The organism is Pseudomonadota bacterium, assembly GCA_018817425.1.
GTDB lineage: Bacteria > Desulfobacterota > Desulfobacteria > Desulfobacterales > RPRI01 > RPRI01.
Window position 1 is genome coordinate 12,502 of sequence record JAHITX010000089.1, and the last position, 17,044, is coordinate 29,545.

Consider the following 17,044-nt stretch of genomic DNA (forward strand, 5'->3'; position numbering starts at 1 on the left):
ATGGATCTTTCTGTAATGTGTTTTGCAGCGTTATTATAACACATCCATGTTTTTTTATTGATATTTTTTGAAATAAAACTATTTCAAAGTTATTGTACTGATAAATGGAGAGAAATGGCTGAATTCATAAAAGACTTAACATTAACAGAACGCTTTAAGCTTTCTGTTCTTTCCCTGCTTGCCTCATGGCTTGTTCGATTATGGTTTAAAACGGTTCGTGTCCAAATTATAAACAAGGAAATTTACGAAGAATATTTTGTAAATAATAAGAATAAAGGCAATGTTATTTTAGGTTCATGGCATAGACATATAATCTTTGTTTTTTATTTCTTCAGGAAAATTAAAAACGGTATTATCATGGTAAGCCGCAGTAAAGACGGCGAACTTATATCCCGCGTAGGACACCGGTTAGGATATGCAACTGCACGCGGTTCTTCCTCAAAAGGCGGAAGGGATGCTCTGCGTACCATTATCACTTTTATTAAGAAGGCCGGCAAAGAAACAATATTTTGCGGAACGGCTGTTGACGGGCCGAAAGGTCCGGCCCGTATATTAAAAAAGGGCTTACTTGTTCTTGCAAAAAGTACCAGGTCGTATTTTATTCCTATGGCTTGCTCCGGCACAAAGGTTATTACTTTTCATAAAGCATGGGACAAAACAATTATTCCTTACCCTTTTTCCCATATGATTATTAAATTTGGTGAACCAATTATGATTCCAAAAGATATTTCAGAAGATGAATTGGAACGACTCAGAGCCAATGCCGAAAATATACTGAATGAAATTACAGACGATGTTGATAAAAGCTCAGGCTATACAGTAAAATAGATTTTATTGAAAACCATCAGACATTAAATCTAAAATTTATAATATCTCCGTCATTTACTAAGTAAGTTTTACCTTCAAGTCTTACAGTTCCTTTTTTCCTTGCCTCATTGTATGTTTTTGCATCCATCAGATCATCATATGCAAGAACTTCGGCTCTGATAAACCCTTTTTTAATATCGGAATGAATCACTTCGGCAGCATCAAGGGCGGAAGTCCCTTTTTTAATAGTCCATGCCCGCACTTCATCTTCACCAACCGTAAAAAAAGAGATGAGTCCTAAAAGCTCATATGATTTTTTTATTACTCTTTCTCTTGCGACTTCTTTAATATCATATTCGGAAAGAAAATCGCCCGCATCTTCTGCGCTCATGTGCGAAAGTTCCTGCTCCAGCTTTCCTCTTATAACCATACAATCTTCTTTTGCCATTATATCTTTGCAATCCGGAAATTCCGGGTCTTCGTCATTATTGTTAAACAAAACAAGTGTGGGTTTTGCGGATATAAAGGCAAATCCTTTTAGTGCCTGAGCAGATGCTATTTCAGGTACTTTTCTTAAGGGGATTCCATCTTCAAGACTTTTATGGCAAGTAGTAAGAAGGTCACTCTCTTCTTTATCGGTTTTTTTGCCTCTTTTCTTTTCGGCTTCGATTCGCTCCATTCGTTTTTCAACAGTAAAATAATCGGCAAGAATAATATCCTGGTCAAGCTGAAGAAAATCTTTGCAAGGTGTTGGCGGTTCTTGACCGTACTCTGCAAAATTTTTCACAACATGTATGAGAGCATCGCAGTCTCTTACAGATGTCCAGACGTTCTGATCTTTTTTTATATCACTTTTCTGATTATGAACAGCGGGAAGAAAATATTCTATTTTTGCATGAATTGTTTTTTTCGGTTTATACATCTCTGATAAAACATCAACTCGTGTATCAGGCACATCAATTGCTCCCATAGAGTTTTCTGTTTTATGTTTTTCACCTAAAATATTTTGGGTCAGAGTCTCAAATATTGTTGATTTACCAGATCCTGAAAGTCCCGTGATTCCAAATTTCATTTTTTTGTTCCTATGTTCGTTTTTATGTTTTTTCTATAGTGTTTATCATAAGAGCCAGTTTCAAAACGCCCCATTTTGGCCGATCTTAAGCGTTGGGCTCAAATTTCAATCCTCGAAATACTATATGTATTCCTGTGGTTGAAATTTTCGCCCGCCTTGAGCTTGACCAAACTGAAACGTTTTGAAAGTGGCTCATAATAATGTTTTTATTGCAGCCGTTTGTTTGGTCTGAGTTGTTATTTTGATTGTATCTTGTTTATGACATGATACAATATCAAGAACAAGAAGATTGATGCCTTAATAAAGTGAGAAAACATATCATATAAAAATTCACCGGAGTGTTTGTTGCTAATCCTCCACCCAAGTGGTTTAAAATGCAACTTGATTATTATCATGACAAATATGATAATAATAGTAATCCATTCATCATGTGCAAGGCTTAACAAACCAGAGCCCTTATGGCAGTGTTATCACATGCTGTTCAAGCTATAGATGAAAAGGTAAAATACATGAATATTTTATGTATTTCAAATGATGATTCTTTTATTCCAGAAAATCCGGGTCATGGCGTAACTGTTTCTCTCATTTCAGGAGAAGTATTGTTTGGAGGCCTGAATGAAAAGCCCGATGCAGTTATTATCAAAACAAACATCATAGAAAATGATGAAAAAATCCTGAAGGAAATAAGACGGAATCCACAGCTTTGCCTTGTCCCTGTATTTATGGCAATGACGGTTTCAAGTTATTATGACTCGGTTCATGATGGGATTTTTACAACATACCCGGAAATCATTAAAAAAACAGAAGTAATTCACGAACTTGTTTCAAATCTGAACTATAAAGGCATGATGGAAAGCCAAGATTACAGGCTTTTAGCTTTTTTGTATTCAAGAAATACCGACTTGCTTCCTTCGAAAAATTCACTTTTTCCCAAAATATATCTTTTCCCAATAGCCGAACTGCTGGGAGATCCTGACAATGATGTGTTTAACTGGATTGCAAGATATTCAGAACGCGGCCTTCTTGCTCCCAAAAAGCTTATTGACAGAATAAGGCTTTGCCAGAAATGCGAGTGGAGCCATTTGAATTTTGTTGATATCTGCCCTGCCTGCCAGAGCCTTAATATCTTCAAGGTTCCTTTTATTCACTGCTTTACATGCGGGCATGTCGCACCACAGGAAACGTTTTTGTCTGAAGGAATCATTCAATGCCCCAATTGCCATACGAAATTAAGACATATAGGTTCCGACTATGACAGGCCGATGGAAAACTATTATTGTTCTGATTGCAATTTATCATTTATAGAACCTCAAATTATAGCCCATTGCACAAACTGTGACCATAAAAACAATCCGGATAGTCTTATTCCAAGATATATTCATTCTTACCGACTTACTTTAAAAGGTAAATCATCTGCAAAAATCGGTGGAACTGAAGATGTTTTTGCTTTGCTGGATAATTTAAACTATGTACATCCAAAATATTTTGTTCAGTTGCTGGAATGGTTGTTGCTGCTTTACAAAAGATATCCTGAAGAATCTTTCGGCATCTTAGGAATTAATATAAAAAATGCAATAGAACTTACTGCAAGCCTCGGAAAGTATGAAGTTTCAAAATTGATTGATTCCTTTGCCGGCAGATTGCGGCAGCTGATCAGAACCACTGATATAACTACCAGAACATCAGAATACAATCTATTGATATTGCTTCCTAAAACATCACCTTCCGGATGCGCTGTTCTTGCTGAAAGGATAATGAACCTTAAAGAGCTGACAAAGCAACCGGATGGTTCGATGCTTGAATACAAGGGAATAACATTTACAGCCCAAAACGATACCCTGAAAGGAGAAACTGCGGAACTTCTTGTCGCCAGGCTTGCAACATCTATGGAAGATTGATGATAATTTATGAAGCGGTCGGGATTGGACGCTATGTGGACTCAGGGAATTTATAATGTTTGATCTGATTATAAAATATATCCTTATTTTTTTACGAGACCCGTTTTCTCCTGAAGTATGGGAGCTAATCGCTTTTTTTATACCTTTTGTCATTTTTCTTGAAATGCCGGTTTATGCCTTTATTCTTTCGGGAATTATAAAATACTATTTAAGAAAAAATGAGCGCATACCTTACCGTAACGCATTTTTTCCGTCTGTTTCCTGTATCATTACCTGTTATTCCGAGGGTGAAACAGCTGCAAGAACTGTCAGATGTCTTGCGGAGCAGATTTATCCAGGCTTTATAGAAATAATCCCAGTTGTTGACGGAGCCTCCGTAAATATTGAAACTTATAATTCGGTTATGAATATGGCCGGCTTTGTAAACTCCATCCCGGGAAGACAGTTAATAGTTATGCCAAAATGGCATAGAGGCGGCAGGGTTTCTACTCTGAATGCCGGACTTGCTGTTGCTTCAGGAAGTATTGTGATGGCTCTCGACGGAGATACGTCATTTGATAATGATATGGTGGAAAAAGCCACAAGGCATTTTGAGAATGAAAACGTTGTGGGCGTTTCAGGTGCGCTAAGAGTTCTGAATGCCGGAAAAAACCTGTTAACCAGAATTCAGGCGCTTGAATACATGTTGTCTATTCATGCGGCCAAAACGGGACTTAGCGAATTCAATGTGGTTAACAATATCTCCGGCGCTTTTGGAGTCTTTCGCAAATCGTTTCTGAATATTGTATCGGGATGGAATACAGGAACAGCCGAAGACCTTGATATGACGCTTAGAATAAAGAACTACTTTGGAAGATATCCTGATTTAAAAATCGTTTTTGATCCTGAAGCCATCGGACATACCGAGGCGCCGGACACGATAAAAGGGCTTTTCAATCAAAGACTTAGATGGGATGGAGACCTTTACTATCTATATTTCAGGAAGCATTCAAAAACATTTAATCCGAGACTAATGGGCATCAGTAACTTTATTGTTCAGGTGTGGACAGGGCTCATGTTTCAGATTTTTACGCCTTTGCTAATTATTGCCTACACGTCATGGATATTTTTCACACTAAGCATACAGAAGATTGCATTCATTATTGTGCTTGTTTATCTATTTTATTTGTTCATAAGCATAGTTTTCTATTTTGCATTTGTTCTTCTGATCTCAGAAAGACCTTGGGAGGATTTAAAACTTTTACCGGCACTTCCTCTCTTTGGACTCTATCTTTTTTTTACCAGATTCGTTAGCGGGTTTGCAGTAATATGGGAAATAACCGCAAAATCACATCTGGATTCCAGTATGGCGCCATGGTGGGTTTTGAAAAAATCAAAGTTCTAATATGAAAAAAATACTTATTTTTTACTATATTTTGATCATTGTATTTATTCCTTCAGCCGTTTGCTTTTCCGCAAATCTTGAAGAGTTGGAAAAACGAATCGGTCTTTCTGACGATTCCCTGATACTTGATGCGGAATTATTGATGGGCATTTCTGCTAACGATAAAGCAACAGCAGACAGTGGGCTTAAAGTTTCCGGAGGGGTAGGGTACGGATGGAGCCGCGAACCGGAATCATTGACATCGTCTCAAATGATCTATTATGAAAAGCTATTTAGCAGGTTGGCTCTGACAATTCCTGTGTTAGGATCAAGATGGCAGGAACAGACGGGTATATTAAAAACCGGAAGAACAATACTTATACATAAGCATGCTGTCGAAATCTATAATAAAACTGCACTGGCTTCGTTAAGGAAGGAATATATAGATTTCTGGGTCTCCGGAAGGAAACTTGAACTTGCCCGTGCATTTCTGAAAGATGAAGGCTATGTTACATCAGTTTTAAAAGAAAGAATCAGACCCGGATTTCTTCTTAAGGCAGATTTTCAGGAATTCATAACTCCGTTTGACAGAGCGAGAAAGGAAGTTGCAAATTTAAAAAGGGTTATGAAAAAAGCTTGTTTAAGAATGAGCCGGCTGACAGGACTAAGTTTTGATCAATGTTTTATCGGGAGTCCGAATCTGCCTTGGCCTGAAATGGATATAGAAAAAATTGAGGAAAGAATCTGTGTTTATAATCCGGAAATTGAAATACTTGAGCAAATTGTTTCAAAGAATAATGAAATCCACAAAAAAACAGTATGGTCAGGATTTGAATCAAGTGTGGATCTTGCATATGCTCCCGCAAGGACTTTCCCCGGAGAATTCGGGGATGGGGCTTCTATCAGCTTTAATGTTAAAGCTCCGTTTGATGTTTTGGCCTCTAATCGTGCTGCAGAAAAAATAGCAGAGCTTGAAATAAGAAAATCAAGGTTATATATCCAGAAGATTAAAAATGAGATAATGGCTGATTACAAAGAATTCAAGTTGGCATATCATGCCTCGCTTGAAAATCTTAAATATGCGGATCAACGTCTTGCTTCAGCATATGAATGGCTAAGGGAAACTAAGCTGAGGCTGGAATACTCACGGGGAGAAGTTTTTGAAAAATATCTTCAGGCAAGATATAATTATTTTACTACAGCAATAGATGCACTTGATGCAGAAGCCTTAACATTCAAAGCATGTTCCGATCTTCTGATGATTGCAGAAGAAAAAACCTATCTGCCGCAGCCAAGAACTTTTACTCCTGAAATATTGCCGGAATACGGCTTAAGAAAAAGATGGATTTCACAGTCCAACGTTTTTATAGATTTGATACCAAACTCCGAAGACAAAACAGATACCGGGATATCTCAGCAGGAAAGAAATGGCAGCAACTTCGGAGTATATATCTGGGATAGCCAAGAAATTCTCAAAGAGAATTCTGACCGCTTCTGGATAAAATTAAAGAATGAGGGAGTAGACAGAATTCTTGTCTCTTTTGATGGGCATCAGATTGAACAGATCAGAACCGGAAAGCTAACTGCATCACTCTTCCGATTTATCGAAAATGCACAAAAAAACGGTATACTGACAGAGCTTCTTCTTGGTGAGCCTTCCTGGATTATGCCTGAAAAAAGAAGTAACCTGCTTAATATCATAAAGACATTTGAGAACTTTGAATTTGATGGTCTTCATCTTGATATTGAGCCTGATCAGCTTAAAACTCTTGATGATAAAGAGCGTAAAATCATAACCGGATATGTTTTGGATACCCTTAAAGATGTATTGTTAATAAGCAGATGGCCGCTTGGCATTTCAATTCATCCAAGATATTTTGATGAAAAAACAATAGGAATCTGTCTTGGATGTGAGCTTGAGACACTTGGTATAAACGAGGTCTCGCTAATGATATATTCATCAGACATCCAAAAAGTTTCAGCCAAAGCCGGGGCAGTAATGAAAGTATATCCGCTGCTCCGTTTCTCAGTTGCCCAAAGCTTTGAAGAAATTATTCCCAAGCAAGAAAGTCATTATAATAAAGGAAAAACAGTCTTCCGGGAAGACATGGAAAAACTCGCGAATTCTATCAAATATAGTAATTTTAACTCAATAATTATTCAGTCCTGGAAAGACATAATAAAAGAGAGCCGGAAATGAAAATAAGCTTCGATACAATAAAGAAAAATAATCCTGCGTATGAAGGAGGTATAAAGATTCCATATGCTCCGGCAAAAAGAGCGAAAGCCGTATGGAAGTGGTATGTTATTGTTTTAATAACTGCCAGCCCCCTGCTTTTTTTTCTCGGCAAAATTCTTATATCTTATATTCTTGTTTCAGCACCTGGTATTGTTTCCTTAAGGGAAATAAAACTGAATTGCCCTGAAACAGCTTCAATATCAAAGATCTATATAAAAAAAGGCGACAAGATCGCAAAGGGAACAATAGTAGCCGATCTTTCTGATCCGTCAATAGAAGATCAACTTTTTATTTTAAACTACGAATTAGAAAGCCTTGGGAGAAAAAAAACAATAAATATGGCGAGTGATCGAATAGAAGCAAATGTTGCGCTGGCACAAAAAATACTTGATAGTCAGACAGCCTATCTTGGCAAAATAAGATACCTTTTTGCAAAAGGAGCAGCAACAGCAGCTGAACTAAGCCTTGCAACAAGCCAGTATAATCAGGCCCAGCTCGAGGCTTTTCGTGCAAGAGCTGATTATACCGCGTCAAGACTTATAAAACCTGACACTTTGGCCGAATCAAGAATTGAGCGGCTCAAAAAGGAAATTGAAACGATAGGGGGAAAAAGTATTAGGCTTGAATTTAAAAGTCCTGTTTCAGGTGTTGTTTCTGAATTATATGCTTCTGAAAATCAGAGCATTGCCAAAGGAGCACAATTTGCTAGGATATTTATTCCTGAAGAGTATTCCATCAGAGCTTATATAAAACCATCAAACATAAAGCATGCAAAAAAAGGTAATAAAGTAACAATGAGAATGCCCGGAAATATTCTATTAAACGGATATATCACTTCAGATCCTGAATCAGCAAGAATAATGCCCCGTGAGCTTTCGGATTCATTTTATGATGAAACAAGGCAGGCAATAGAGATAAATATTACAACATCATCTCCGCTTCCTCATGAGTATCAAATTGATGGCCTGCCCATAAAAGTATATTTTGGGTTCCCTATTTTTTAAAAAACTGATGGATTATAAAGTAATGGTTAATGTCTCCGGTTGTTAATTAAATTCCGTTTTTCGGAATAATAGTTCTTAAAACATCTTCCTTTCCAACTATTCCTATAAGCTTACCATCATCTATAACCGGAAGCGTATGGAAATTATTATCAACCATCAAAGCCGCAACAACCTCGATGCTTGTGTCAGGTTTTACTGTTACCGGATTAACAGTCATAGCTTGCCCAACAGTTATAGCTGCAATTTTTTGTACTTCTTTTTCTATGTGTTTCATTGAGGTAAGTGGTATAAATCCATCAAGAAATGTAAACAAAGTTGGAATAGGGAATTTTTTTTGTTGTGAAATTATATCACTTTGGCATAAAATACCTACAAGTTTTCCACTCGTATCTATAACAGGAACTCCATTTATATGATTTTCAAGAAGAAGTTTTGCAGCTTGTACAATTTCAGTTTCGGGCATAACTGTTATTACGTTGGTTTTCATTATGTCTTTTACTATTAACATAAAAGTTCTCCCTATTTAGCGGATAAATGATCCTATCACTTAAAGTTTTTTAATATATATAAATTCTAAGATATTAAGTTTTATTTCAGAAGAGATAAAACTTAAGCTGTGATAGGAATAATTTATTGGTAACGAATATAACAACAATCTATCTAAGTCAAGAATTAACATGGGCTTATCGGGTTTAGATACAACAAGATAGTCAATAGAGTATAAAGCATAATGCTAATTATATATTGCATTAATGACTTAAAAATGGCAAATGACTATCGATCTTTTAAATGCAATAGCAGGAGCCAGTTTCAAAACGCCCCATTTTGGCCGATCTTAAGCGTTGGGCTCAAATTTCAATCCTCGAAATACTTAATGTATTCCTGCGGTTGAAATTTTCTCCCGCCTTGAGCTTGACCAAACTGAAACGTTTTGAAAGTGGCTCGCAGGTTAATAAATGATGTTTTTATTAAAAAAAATCGCAGGATTATTGCTTTCTCCTTTGACTGTATGCATCTCTTTTCTCGTTTTGGGTTTATTATTACTTCTTATTAAAAAAAAAGAAAAAATTGGCAAATTTATTATTATGGCTGGTGTTATATCTATGATATTTATGAGTTTTAATGTACTACCTGATAAAATATTGGGTAATTTAGAACGCAAATATAAACCTCTTTTAAATATGAATTCCATATCTGAGATAAGGTGGGTAGTTGTGCTTGGTGGAGGATGTTCGGCAGATTCCACGCTGCCGGTAATCAGCAGGTTATCCCATCATTCTTTATTCAGGCTCGTTGAAGGAATTTCAATTCACAATAAAATACCAAAAAGCAAAATAATATTTTCAGGAGGGAGCGCTTTCGATTCTGTTCCGGAATCGAAAGTTATGGCTAATGCGGCTCTTGAGCTTGGTGTAGATAGTAATAAGATAATTCTGGAATCGGAAAGCTTGGATACTGAAAGTCAGGCTTTATTTATAAAAAAAATTATTGGGGATGATAAATTTATTTTAGTTACATCAGCTTTTCATATGCAACGGTCTATGGCTATTTTCCAGAAAGCGGGAATGAATCCGATACCTGCACCTGTAGGCCACCTTGTTAAAAAAGCAGAAAGGATAAATCCTTTTATGTATTTTCCGGATTCAACTGAAATTAAAAAACTGGATCTTGCTGTTCACGAATATCTTGGATTATTATGGTTGAAAATAAGAGGGGATATATAATGAAATTCAGGCATCTTTATGTCAATTTTTTTATAATTACTGCAATTGATATTATTCTGATAACTGCTTCATTTTATGGCGCACATCTTATTCGCTTTGAATTTTCTATTCCTCCAAACTATATTGCTTCTTTCTATGCAATTTTTTCTGCTGTAATCATTACAAAAATACTCTTATTCTATGCTTTTGGTCTCTATCGTGGTATGTGGCGATACACAGGCATTAAAGATCTTCTTAATATAATAAAAGCTACAACTATAAGCACCCTTGCAATAGTTACTCTTATTCTCTTTACAACAAGATTTGAAGGTTTTTCCAGGTCGGTTTTTATTATTGATTGGTGTTTTACTGTTTTCCTGATTACCGGATATCGTTTGGCAATACGACTGTATTACGAACATTTAAGTTTTGATCATTCATGCTTTACAACCTTATATAATTTACTCAACCCTTTTAGCAAAAGTTTACTGAATAAGAAAAGAATACTTATCATCGGGGCAGGAGATTGCGGTGAGAAAATCTGTAAGGAAATTAATAACAATTATAAATTAAAACAAAAAGTGGTAGGCTTTTTAGATGATGACCCTGAAAAAATAGGGAAAAAAATACACGGTCTTCCTGTTCTTAATACCATTGAAAAAATCGGAAAGATATTTATAAAAGCCAAGGCTGATGAGGCGCTTATTGCTATTCCTTCTGCAAACTCAAAACAAATTCGAAAGATAGTAGATATATGTAACAACAAAAACATAAAATTTAAGACCATTCCCGGGTATAGTGAGTTAATTGATGGCAGGGTAACTGTAAATACAATTCGCGAAGTGTCTTACTGTGACCTTCTAGGGCGTGATGTAATTAAATTGGATACTGATAAAATCGGCGAATATTTAAAAGGGAAAACAGTGCTTGTTACAGGAGCAGGCGGATCTATTGGTTCTGAACTTTGCAGGCAGATATGCAGGTTTAAACCGGATACTATTATTCTTTATGAAAGAGCTGAGAGCCCTTTATATGAAATAGATCTTGATATTAAGCATAAGTTTTCTGACATAAAATGTGTTACACTTCTTGCAGATGTCAGGGACACTGTTCATCTTGAAAAAACTTTTGTAAAATATACCCCTGAAGTAGTTTTTCATGCTGCAGCTTATAAACATGTACCAATGCTGGAAATGCAGCCATGGAAAGCAATCGAAAACAATGTTCAGGGAACGCTTAATCTTATTAATGTTTCGAGAAAGCATCATGTAAAACGTTTTGTCTTTGTCTCAACAGATAAAGCAGTACGTCCGTCAAATGTTATGGGTGCTTCAAAGCGCGTTGCGGAAATGCTCATACAAAGCCAGCACGGGAACAAACTCTTTCCAACTCAGTTTATAACAGTACGTTTCGGCAACGTTATTGGCAGTGTAGGCAGTGTGATCCCATTGTTTAAAAAACAAATTGCAAGGGGCGGGCCGGTTACGGTTACTCATAAGGATGTGACAAGGTATTTTATGACTATTCCTGAAGCATGTCAGCTGATTCTTCAGGCAGGCGCTATGGGAAATGGGGGGGAAATTTTTCTGCTTGATATGGGTATTCCGATTAAAATAGACAATATGGCAAGAGATCTTATAAAACTTTCAGGTTTCGTACCGGATGAAGATATTGAAATTGAATATGTAGGATTAAGACCTGGAGAAAAACTCTATGAAGAACTTATTACAGAGGGCGAAAACGTAATTCCGACAAGCCATAAAAAAATAATGGCATTAAAAGGAGTAGATTGTAATATTAATATGCTAAATGGAAATATAGAAAAATTATCTAGGCTTTCAGAAGAACAGGATTATGCAAATATTAAAAAAACTCTGAAAATAATTGTACCGGAATATATTCCTTCAAATTTCAATTAAGTACTTAAAAATAATGAATAGAAACATAGCAAAAAAAATTGAGGAGCTGCTAAGCAAAGGAGTCGTTTTCCCCGATCCTTACAATGTATCTATAAGTGATGAGGTTGATACGGAAAGAATTTCCGGAAATGGTGTAATAATATATCCGGGATGCAAAATATATGGCTCTTCGACACTAATTCTTGATGGTGTAAAAATCGGATATGAAGGCCCTGTTACATTGAAAAACTGTCAGGTTGGCTCTGATGTGAGTTTAAAAGGCGGTTTTTTTAAAGATTCCGTTTTTCTGAAAGGATCTGTTTTAGGTTACGGTTCCCATCTAAGAGAAGGAACTATAATAGAAGAAGAAGCACGTATTGCCCATACGGTAGGATTAAAGCACACGATACTTTTCCCATATGTGACTCTTGGCAGTCTTATCAATTTTTGTGACTGCTTTATGTCCGGAGGTACAAGCCGTAAAGATCACAGCGAAGTAGGAAGTTCTTATATCCATTTTAACTATACTCCTAATCAGGATAAAGCCACACCCTCTCTTATCGGAGATGTGCCAAAAGGGGTGATGCTGAAACAAAGACCGATATTTTTAGGAGGGCAGGGGGGTATTGTAGGGCCATGCAGGCTAAGTTTCGGAACGATAATCGCTGCCGGCACAATTTGCAGAAAAGATGAACTTCGCCCTGATCGTTTCATAATTGGCGGAGCAGGGAAAAATAAAAACATACCGTTTTACCCGGGCATAAGCGGCAATATTACAAGAATCGTATCTAATAATATAATTTACATTGCAAATCTTACAGCGCTTATGTCCTGGTATAATAATGTAAGATCACAATTCGTGTCTTCGGATTTTCCGGAAACACTTTTAACAGGCCTTCAAGAAAAACTGAACCTTGCTATCTTAGAAAGAATAAAAAGATTAAAAGAATTAATCGACAAGACTTATGATAATAAAAGAAAAACCAGTCTGATATGGCCTGAAATAAAAAGATGTTTTACAACTGAAGAAAATATTTCTTCTGATATGATTGATATTAAAAACAGTTTTCTTAATATAGTAGATTCTGCAATTAAGAAATATGGGAAAGAATATCTTTTGGTAATAAAAAATTTAACAGATGAAGAAAGCGATTTGGGCACACAGTGGCTTCAGAGTATTGTTGATATAAAAACTGCTTTGGCATTAAAGTTATTGCAAGCTGATTTGTCCGATTAATTTTTACAAAGACTCTTCTGCTGCACCTAGTTCCTGTTAATAATTGAAGCCATATAACCTGCTCCAAAACCATTGTCTATATTTACTACAGCTATGTTTGAGCTACAGCTGTTAAGCATGGCAAAAAGTGCTGTAAGACCACCCATGCTGACCCCATAGCCCACACTTGTTGGAACGGCTATTACGGGGCGGCTTACCATACCTGCAACAACACTGGGAAGTGCTCCTTCCATACCTGCGACAACGATCAAAACAGAAGCATCACGAATCATCTTGCTGTGATCAAATAGCCTGTGAATGCCGGCAACTCCTACATCAAAAACAGATTCCACTTCATTTCCCATTGTTTGAGCAGTAATATATGCTTCTTTAGCAACAGGGATATCTGATGTTCCTGCAGAAATCACAAGTATTTTTCCGCGTCCTTTATTCTCTGCTTTTTTTTGTTTTTTCCAGACAATCATTTTTGCATCATCATGATAAACAGCTTCGGTAAATTTTGAAAGTACCGCGTCAGCTTTATCTTGAGCAATGCGTGTTACCAGGATATTTTCTTCCTGTAATGCCATTTTTTCCATAATGCCGGTAATTTGATTGGCAGTTTTTCCTTCACCGAATATTACTTCCGGAAACCCTTTGCGAAGCGACCTGTTATGATCTATGTGAGCATAACCTATGTCTTCTATATTAAAGTTTGTGAGTTCTTTTAAAGCATTTTCAACAGAAGTTTTACCATTAGAAACACTTGAAAGAATTTTTATTAAAGATTTTTCATTCATGTTTGAAAATATTTACAGATCCTGTTCGATGATTTTACCGGATACCAAAGACGGTTTTTTAACTGCTGGTTTATTAGATGAATCATCAGGTTTTGAAGGTAATGCTTGAGTTGGAGATTTATTTACAGCTTTTTGTTCAATATCATATAGCTGTCTTTTTATGGTATTTATTTTTTGTTCAATATTTTTTTCCAAGTTGCTTAATTCGTACTGAAAACGTTTTTTTTCTTTTATTATTGCCAGTTCAATTTCTTCTTTGCCTGCTTTTGAGTTTATTTTTTCAGAAACAGAAGCACTTATTGATGTACGAAATTTTGCAAAATCATTTTCTATTGCATTTAATTTTTCATTTATACTTGATATCTTTAAGGATAAATCATTATCTGTTTTTTGCATTTTACTCGTAACCGCAGATATGTCTTTTTGTGCCGTGTTTATTTGTTGGCTTATCTGTGCAATAGAATTAGTTAATTTTGATTCATTATTCTTTGCTTCTTTTTTTATCTCATCTACTGATTTTGTTGTTTCTTTTTTTATTCGATTTACAGTTTTATCCAGTTCTTTTTTAAGTGAACTCTCCATATTGTTGACAGCAGATATTTTCTTTTCAAGTGATTCTTCAAGTTTAGAATAGAGTGCGGAAAATTCAGCCGTTTTTTTATCAATGGTTTTTGACAGATTTTTAACTTCCATAGATCCTGAATTATGAACGCCAACGATTTTTTTGTTTATGTTAAAATAAATAAACATAATCAACAAAGCCGTCACAACAGGAAACAGTATAAGAATAACAGTAATTTTTTGGTTCAATCTTTTAATATGAATATCACTTTTGCCTTCCTGTTTATCTTCAGAGATAATAGAATCAGGACGTACGCCATCGAAATTAATTTTGAATTCAGGATCGTTTTCTTCTTCCATATATAATTATTCCCATTCAATGGTTGCTGGAGGTTTTGAACTAATATCATATACAACTCTGTTTACACCTGCAACTTCATTAATTATCCTGTTAGAAATTTTACCTAAAAGTGAATAAGGAATTTTTGCCCAGTCTGCTGTCATAGCATCTTTGCTTGTTACAGCTCTTATAGCTATAATATTTTCATAGGTTCTCTGATCACCCATGATTCCTACACTTTTTAAAGGAAGTAAAATTGCAAAAGACTGCCAAAGTTTTTTGTACAAACCGGCATCTTTAATCTCAGAAATCAAAACATCATCTACTTCCCTTAAAATTGTAAGTCTTTGCTTTGTTATTTCCCCGATTATTCTTATAGAAAGACCAGGGCCTGGAAATGGTTGCCTCCATATCAGATCATGATGCAAACCAATTGTTTTTCCCAGTTTACGTACTTCATCTTTAAATAAATATTTTAAAGGTTCAACAAGCTTAAGCTTCATGTTTTTAGGAAGGCCCCCAACATTATGATGAGATTTGATTACTGCAGTTGGGCCTCCGAAAGCAGACCTGGATTCAATAACATCAGGATAAAGGGTTCCCTGTGCTAAATATTTTGCGTCCTTTATTTTTTTTGCTTCTGCTTCAAAAACATCCATAAAAACTTTACCGATGATCTTGCGTTTTTTTTCAGGATCTGTAACTTTAAAAAGCGCTTTTAAAAATTTATTTGAAGCATTGACAAATTTGATATTGATATCAAGATTTTGCGATAAAGTTATTTTCAGCTTTTCTGCTTCGTTTTTTCTAAGCAACCCGTTATCAACAAAAATACATGTTAAATTCTTCCCAACAGCTTTATGAATAAGCATTGCCGCTACCGATGAATCAACACCTCCGCTTAATCCAAGTATTATCTTGTTATCTTTAACGGTCTCTCTTATTTCAGAAATTGCTGATTTGGCAAATGATTGCATGGTCCAGGAACGTTTACATCCGCATATATCTATGAGAAAATTTTTAAGCATTTTTTTGCCCAAAGGAGTATGTTCTACTTCGGGGTGAAACTGGAGGCCGTAAAACTTTTTATTTTCATTCGAAACTGCTGCTATGTCCGTATTATCTGTTGAGGCAGTTACTATAAAATCTTTAGGTAACTTTTTGATTGAATCCCCATGGCTCATCCAGCACCATGTATTTTGTTCTATATCTTTTAATATGCTTTTCTGGTTTTTTATATATAGTTTGGCAAAACCGTATTCTCTTTTCTTAGCTCTTTCAACAGTTCCGCCAAGGGAATAAATCATAAATTGCATACCATAACAAATACCTAAGATCGGAATTCCAAGATCAAATATTTCTTTATTTAATTTAGGACTGTTTTTTTCATATATACTGGATGGGCCTCCTGATAGAATTATACCTTCGGGTTTTAAGTCTTTTATATATGAAGCATTGATATCAGGCGGTTCAATTCGGCAGTATATTCGACTTTCCCTGACTCTGCGGGCTATCAGCTGGTTATATTGAGATCCAAAATCAATTATCAGTATCATAGTGTTATGCCTTTTATATAGAATCCGGTTTGTCTGTTTATTGCTTAATTACCTTGTTTTTAATAACAATTTGCTTAGAAAAAGAGAATATGTTAGAGACGGTAAAATTGTCAACTCTATTTTGAAAACAAAATACCAGTTGGGATATAAATTTATTAAAATTTCTTACGAAAGAATCCATAAATGATCATTCAGATATATGAAATTCAGACACCTTATGAAGCCGAAGCACTAATTGAAGCAGGCGTTGATAATATTGGCAGTGTAATAACTTCTGAAAAATCATTAAAACAGCCATTGATAAAAGATACAATTAATATTGTTAAAAATTCAACTTCTATAAGTTCTTTGATTCCACTTTTTTCAGATTTATATTCTATCTCGCAGGCTTTAGATTATTACAAACCCGATATAGTACATTTTTGCGAAGACTTAACAAAATATTTTCGTGCCAAGATAAATCCGAATCGTCGGGATGAGACACAAGGTCTTTGAAATTCGATATTGTTACCCAGTGGGTGCTCGGGAAGAGATTTACTTCCTTCATCCTTGCAGGGCTTGCTCTGGCATTGATGTTAAGATAGTCC

14 protein-coding genes are annotated in these 17,044 nt (G+C 35.6%); 9 read left to right on the forward strand and 5 right to left on the reverse strand.

Features of this window, described 5'->3' with window-relative positions:
* Positions 1 to 114: 114 nt before the first annotated feature.
* Positions 115 to 828 carry a lysophospholipid acyltransferase family protein gene (locus KKC46_15375; protein ID MBU1055182.1) on the forward strand — a complete coding sequence of 238 codons (714 nt, stop codon included), beginning with the start codon at positions 115 to 117 and terminating at the stop codon, positions 826 to 828.
* Positions 829 to 844: 16 nt separating this feature from the next.
* Here the strand turns inward: KKC46_15375 and KKC46_15380 are convergent, their stop codons facing one another.
* The gene (locus KKC46_15380) at positions 845 to 1,879 is read right to left on the reverse strand and encodes a DUF933 domain-containing protein (GenBank protein ID MBU1055183.1); all 1,035 of its coding nucleotides are present in this window, start codon (positions 1,877 to 1,879) and stop codon (positions 845 to 847) included.
* A gap of 458 nt (positions 1,880 to 2,337) precedes the next feature.
* On the opposite strand from KKC46_15380, the gene KKC46_15385 reads away from it, so the two are divergent.
* From KKC46_15385 to KKC46_15400, 4 genes are read left to right on the forward strand one after another with little or no spacing between them, the layout of a single operon-like run.
* The gene (locus KKC46_15385; protein MBU1055184.1) at positions 2,338 to 3,777 is read left to right on the forward strand and encodes a diguanylate cyclase; all 1,440 of its coding nucleotides are present in this window, start codon (positions 2,338 to 2,340) and stop codon (positions 3,775 to 3,777) included.
* A 55-nt stretch (positions 3,778 to 3,832) separates the two neighbouring features.
* Positions 3,833 to 5,161: a glycosyltransferase gene (locus KKC46_15390; protein MBU1055185.1), complete on the forward strand. Its 1,329-nt coding sequence runs from the start codon at positions 3,833 to 3,835 to the stop codon at positions 5,159 to 5,161.
* Position 5,162: 1 nt separating this feature from the next.
* The gene (locus KKC46_15395) at positions 5,163 to 7,340 is read left to right on the forward strand and encodes a TolC family protein (protein MBU1055186.1); all 2,178 of its coding nucleotides are present in this window, start codon (positions 5,163 to 5,165) and stop codon (positions 7,338 to 7,340) included.
* Positions 7,337 to 8,383: an HlyD family efflux transporter periplasmic adaptor subunit gene (locus KKC46_15400; GenBank protein MBU1055187.1), complete on the forward strand. Its 1,047-nt coding sequence runs from the start codon at positions 7,337 to 7,339 to the stop codon at positions 8,381 to 8,383. The genes KKC46_15395 and KKC46_15400 overlap by 4 nt, the downstream gene beginning before the upstream one ends.
* 46 nt (positions 8,384 to 8,429) lie before the next feature.
* Here KKC46_15400 and KKC46_15405 read toward each other — a convergent pair whose 3' ends face one another.
* Positions 8,430 to 8,891, reverse strand: a complete 462-nt coding sequence (locus KKC46_15405) for a CBS domain-containing protein (protein MBU1055188.1) — start codon at positions 8,889 to 8,891, stop codon at positions 8,430 to 8,432.
* Positions 8,892 to 9,339: 448 nt separating this feature from the next.
* On the opposite strand from KKC46_15405, the gene KKC46_15410 reads away from it, so the two are divergent.
* From KKC46_15410 to KKC46_15420, 3 genes are read left to right on the forward strand one after another with little or no spacing between them, the layout of a single operon-like run.
* Positions 9,340 to 10,107 carry a YdcF family protein gene (locus KKC46_15410; protein ID MBU1055189.1) on the forward strand — a complete coding sequence of 256 codons (768 nt, stop codon included), beginning with the start codon at positions 9,340 to 9,342 and terminating at the stop codon, positions 10,105 to 10,107.
* Positions 10,107 to 12,005, forward strand: coding sequence for a polysaccharide biosynthesis protein (locus KKC46_15415; protein ID MBU1055190.1), 1,899 nt, complete (start codon positions 10,107 to 10,109; stop codon positions 12,003 to 12,005). The genes KKC46_15410 and KKC46_15415 overlap by 1 nt, the downstream gene beginning before the upstream one ends.
* A gap of 13 nt (positions 12,006 to 12,018) precedes the next feature.
* Positions 12,019 to 13,221, forward strand: coding sequence for a protein GlmU (locus KKC46_15420; protein MBU1055191.1), 1,203 nt, complete (start codon positions 12,019 to 12,021; stop codon positions 13,219 to 13,221).
* A 26-nt stretch (positions 13,222 to 13,247) separates the two neighbouring features.
* Here KKC46_15420 and larB read toward each other — a convergent pair whose 3' ends face one another.
* The 3 genes from larB to guaA form a co-directional block, all read right to left on the reverse strand.
* Entirely contained in the window at positions 13,248 to 14,000 is a 753-nt protein-coding gene (gene larB / locus KKC46_15425; GenBank protein ID MBU1055192.1) for a nickel pincer cofactor biosynthesis protein LarB, read from the reverse strand.
* Positions 14,001 to 14,012: 12 nt separating this feature from the next.
* Positions 14,013 to 14,693, reverse strand: coding sequence for a hypothetical protein (locus KKC46_15430; GenBank protein ID MBU1055193.1), 681 nt, complete (start codon positions 14,691 to 14,693; stop codon positions 14,013 to 14,015).
* 234 nt (positions 14,694 to 14,927) lie between these two features.
* Complete coding sequence (guaA, locus tag KKC46_15435) at positions 14,928 to 16,457, reverse strand: glutamine-hydrolyzing GMP synthase (GenBank protein ID MBU1055194.1); 1,530 nt, start codon at positions 16,455 to 16,457, stop codon at positions 14,928 to 14,930.
* A gap of 183 nt (positions 16,458 to 16,640) precedes the next feature.
* Here guaA and KKC46_15440 point away from each other — a divergent pair, with 183 nt between their 5' ends.
* A complete protein-coding gene (locus KKC46_15440; protein MBU1055195.1) occupies positions 16,641 to 16,952 on the forward strand; it encodes a hypothetical protein in 312 nt (103 codons plus the stop codon).
* Positions 16,953 to 17,044 lie beyond the last annotated feature (92 nt).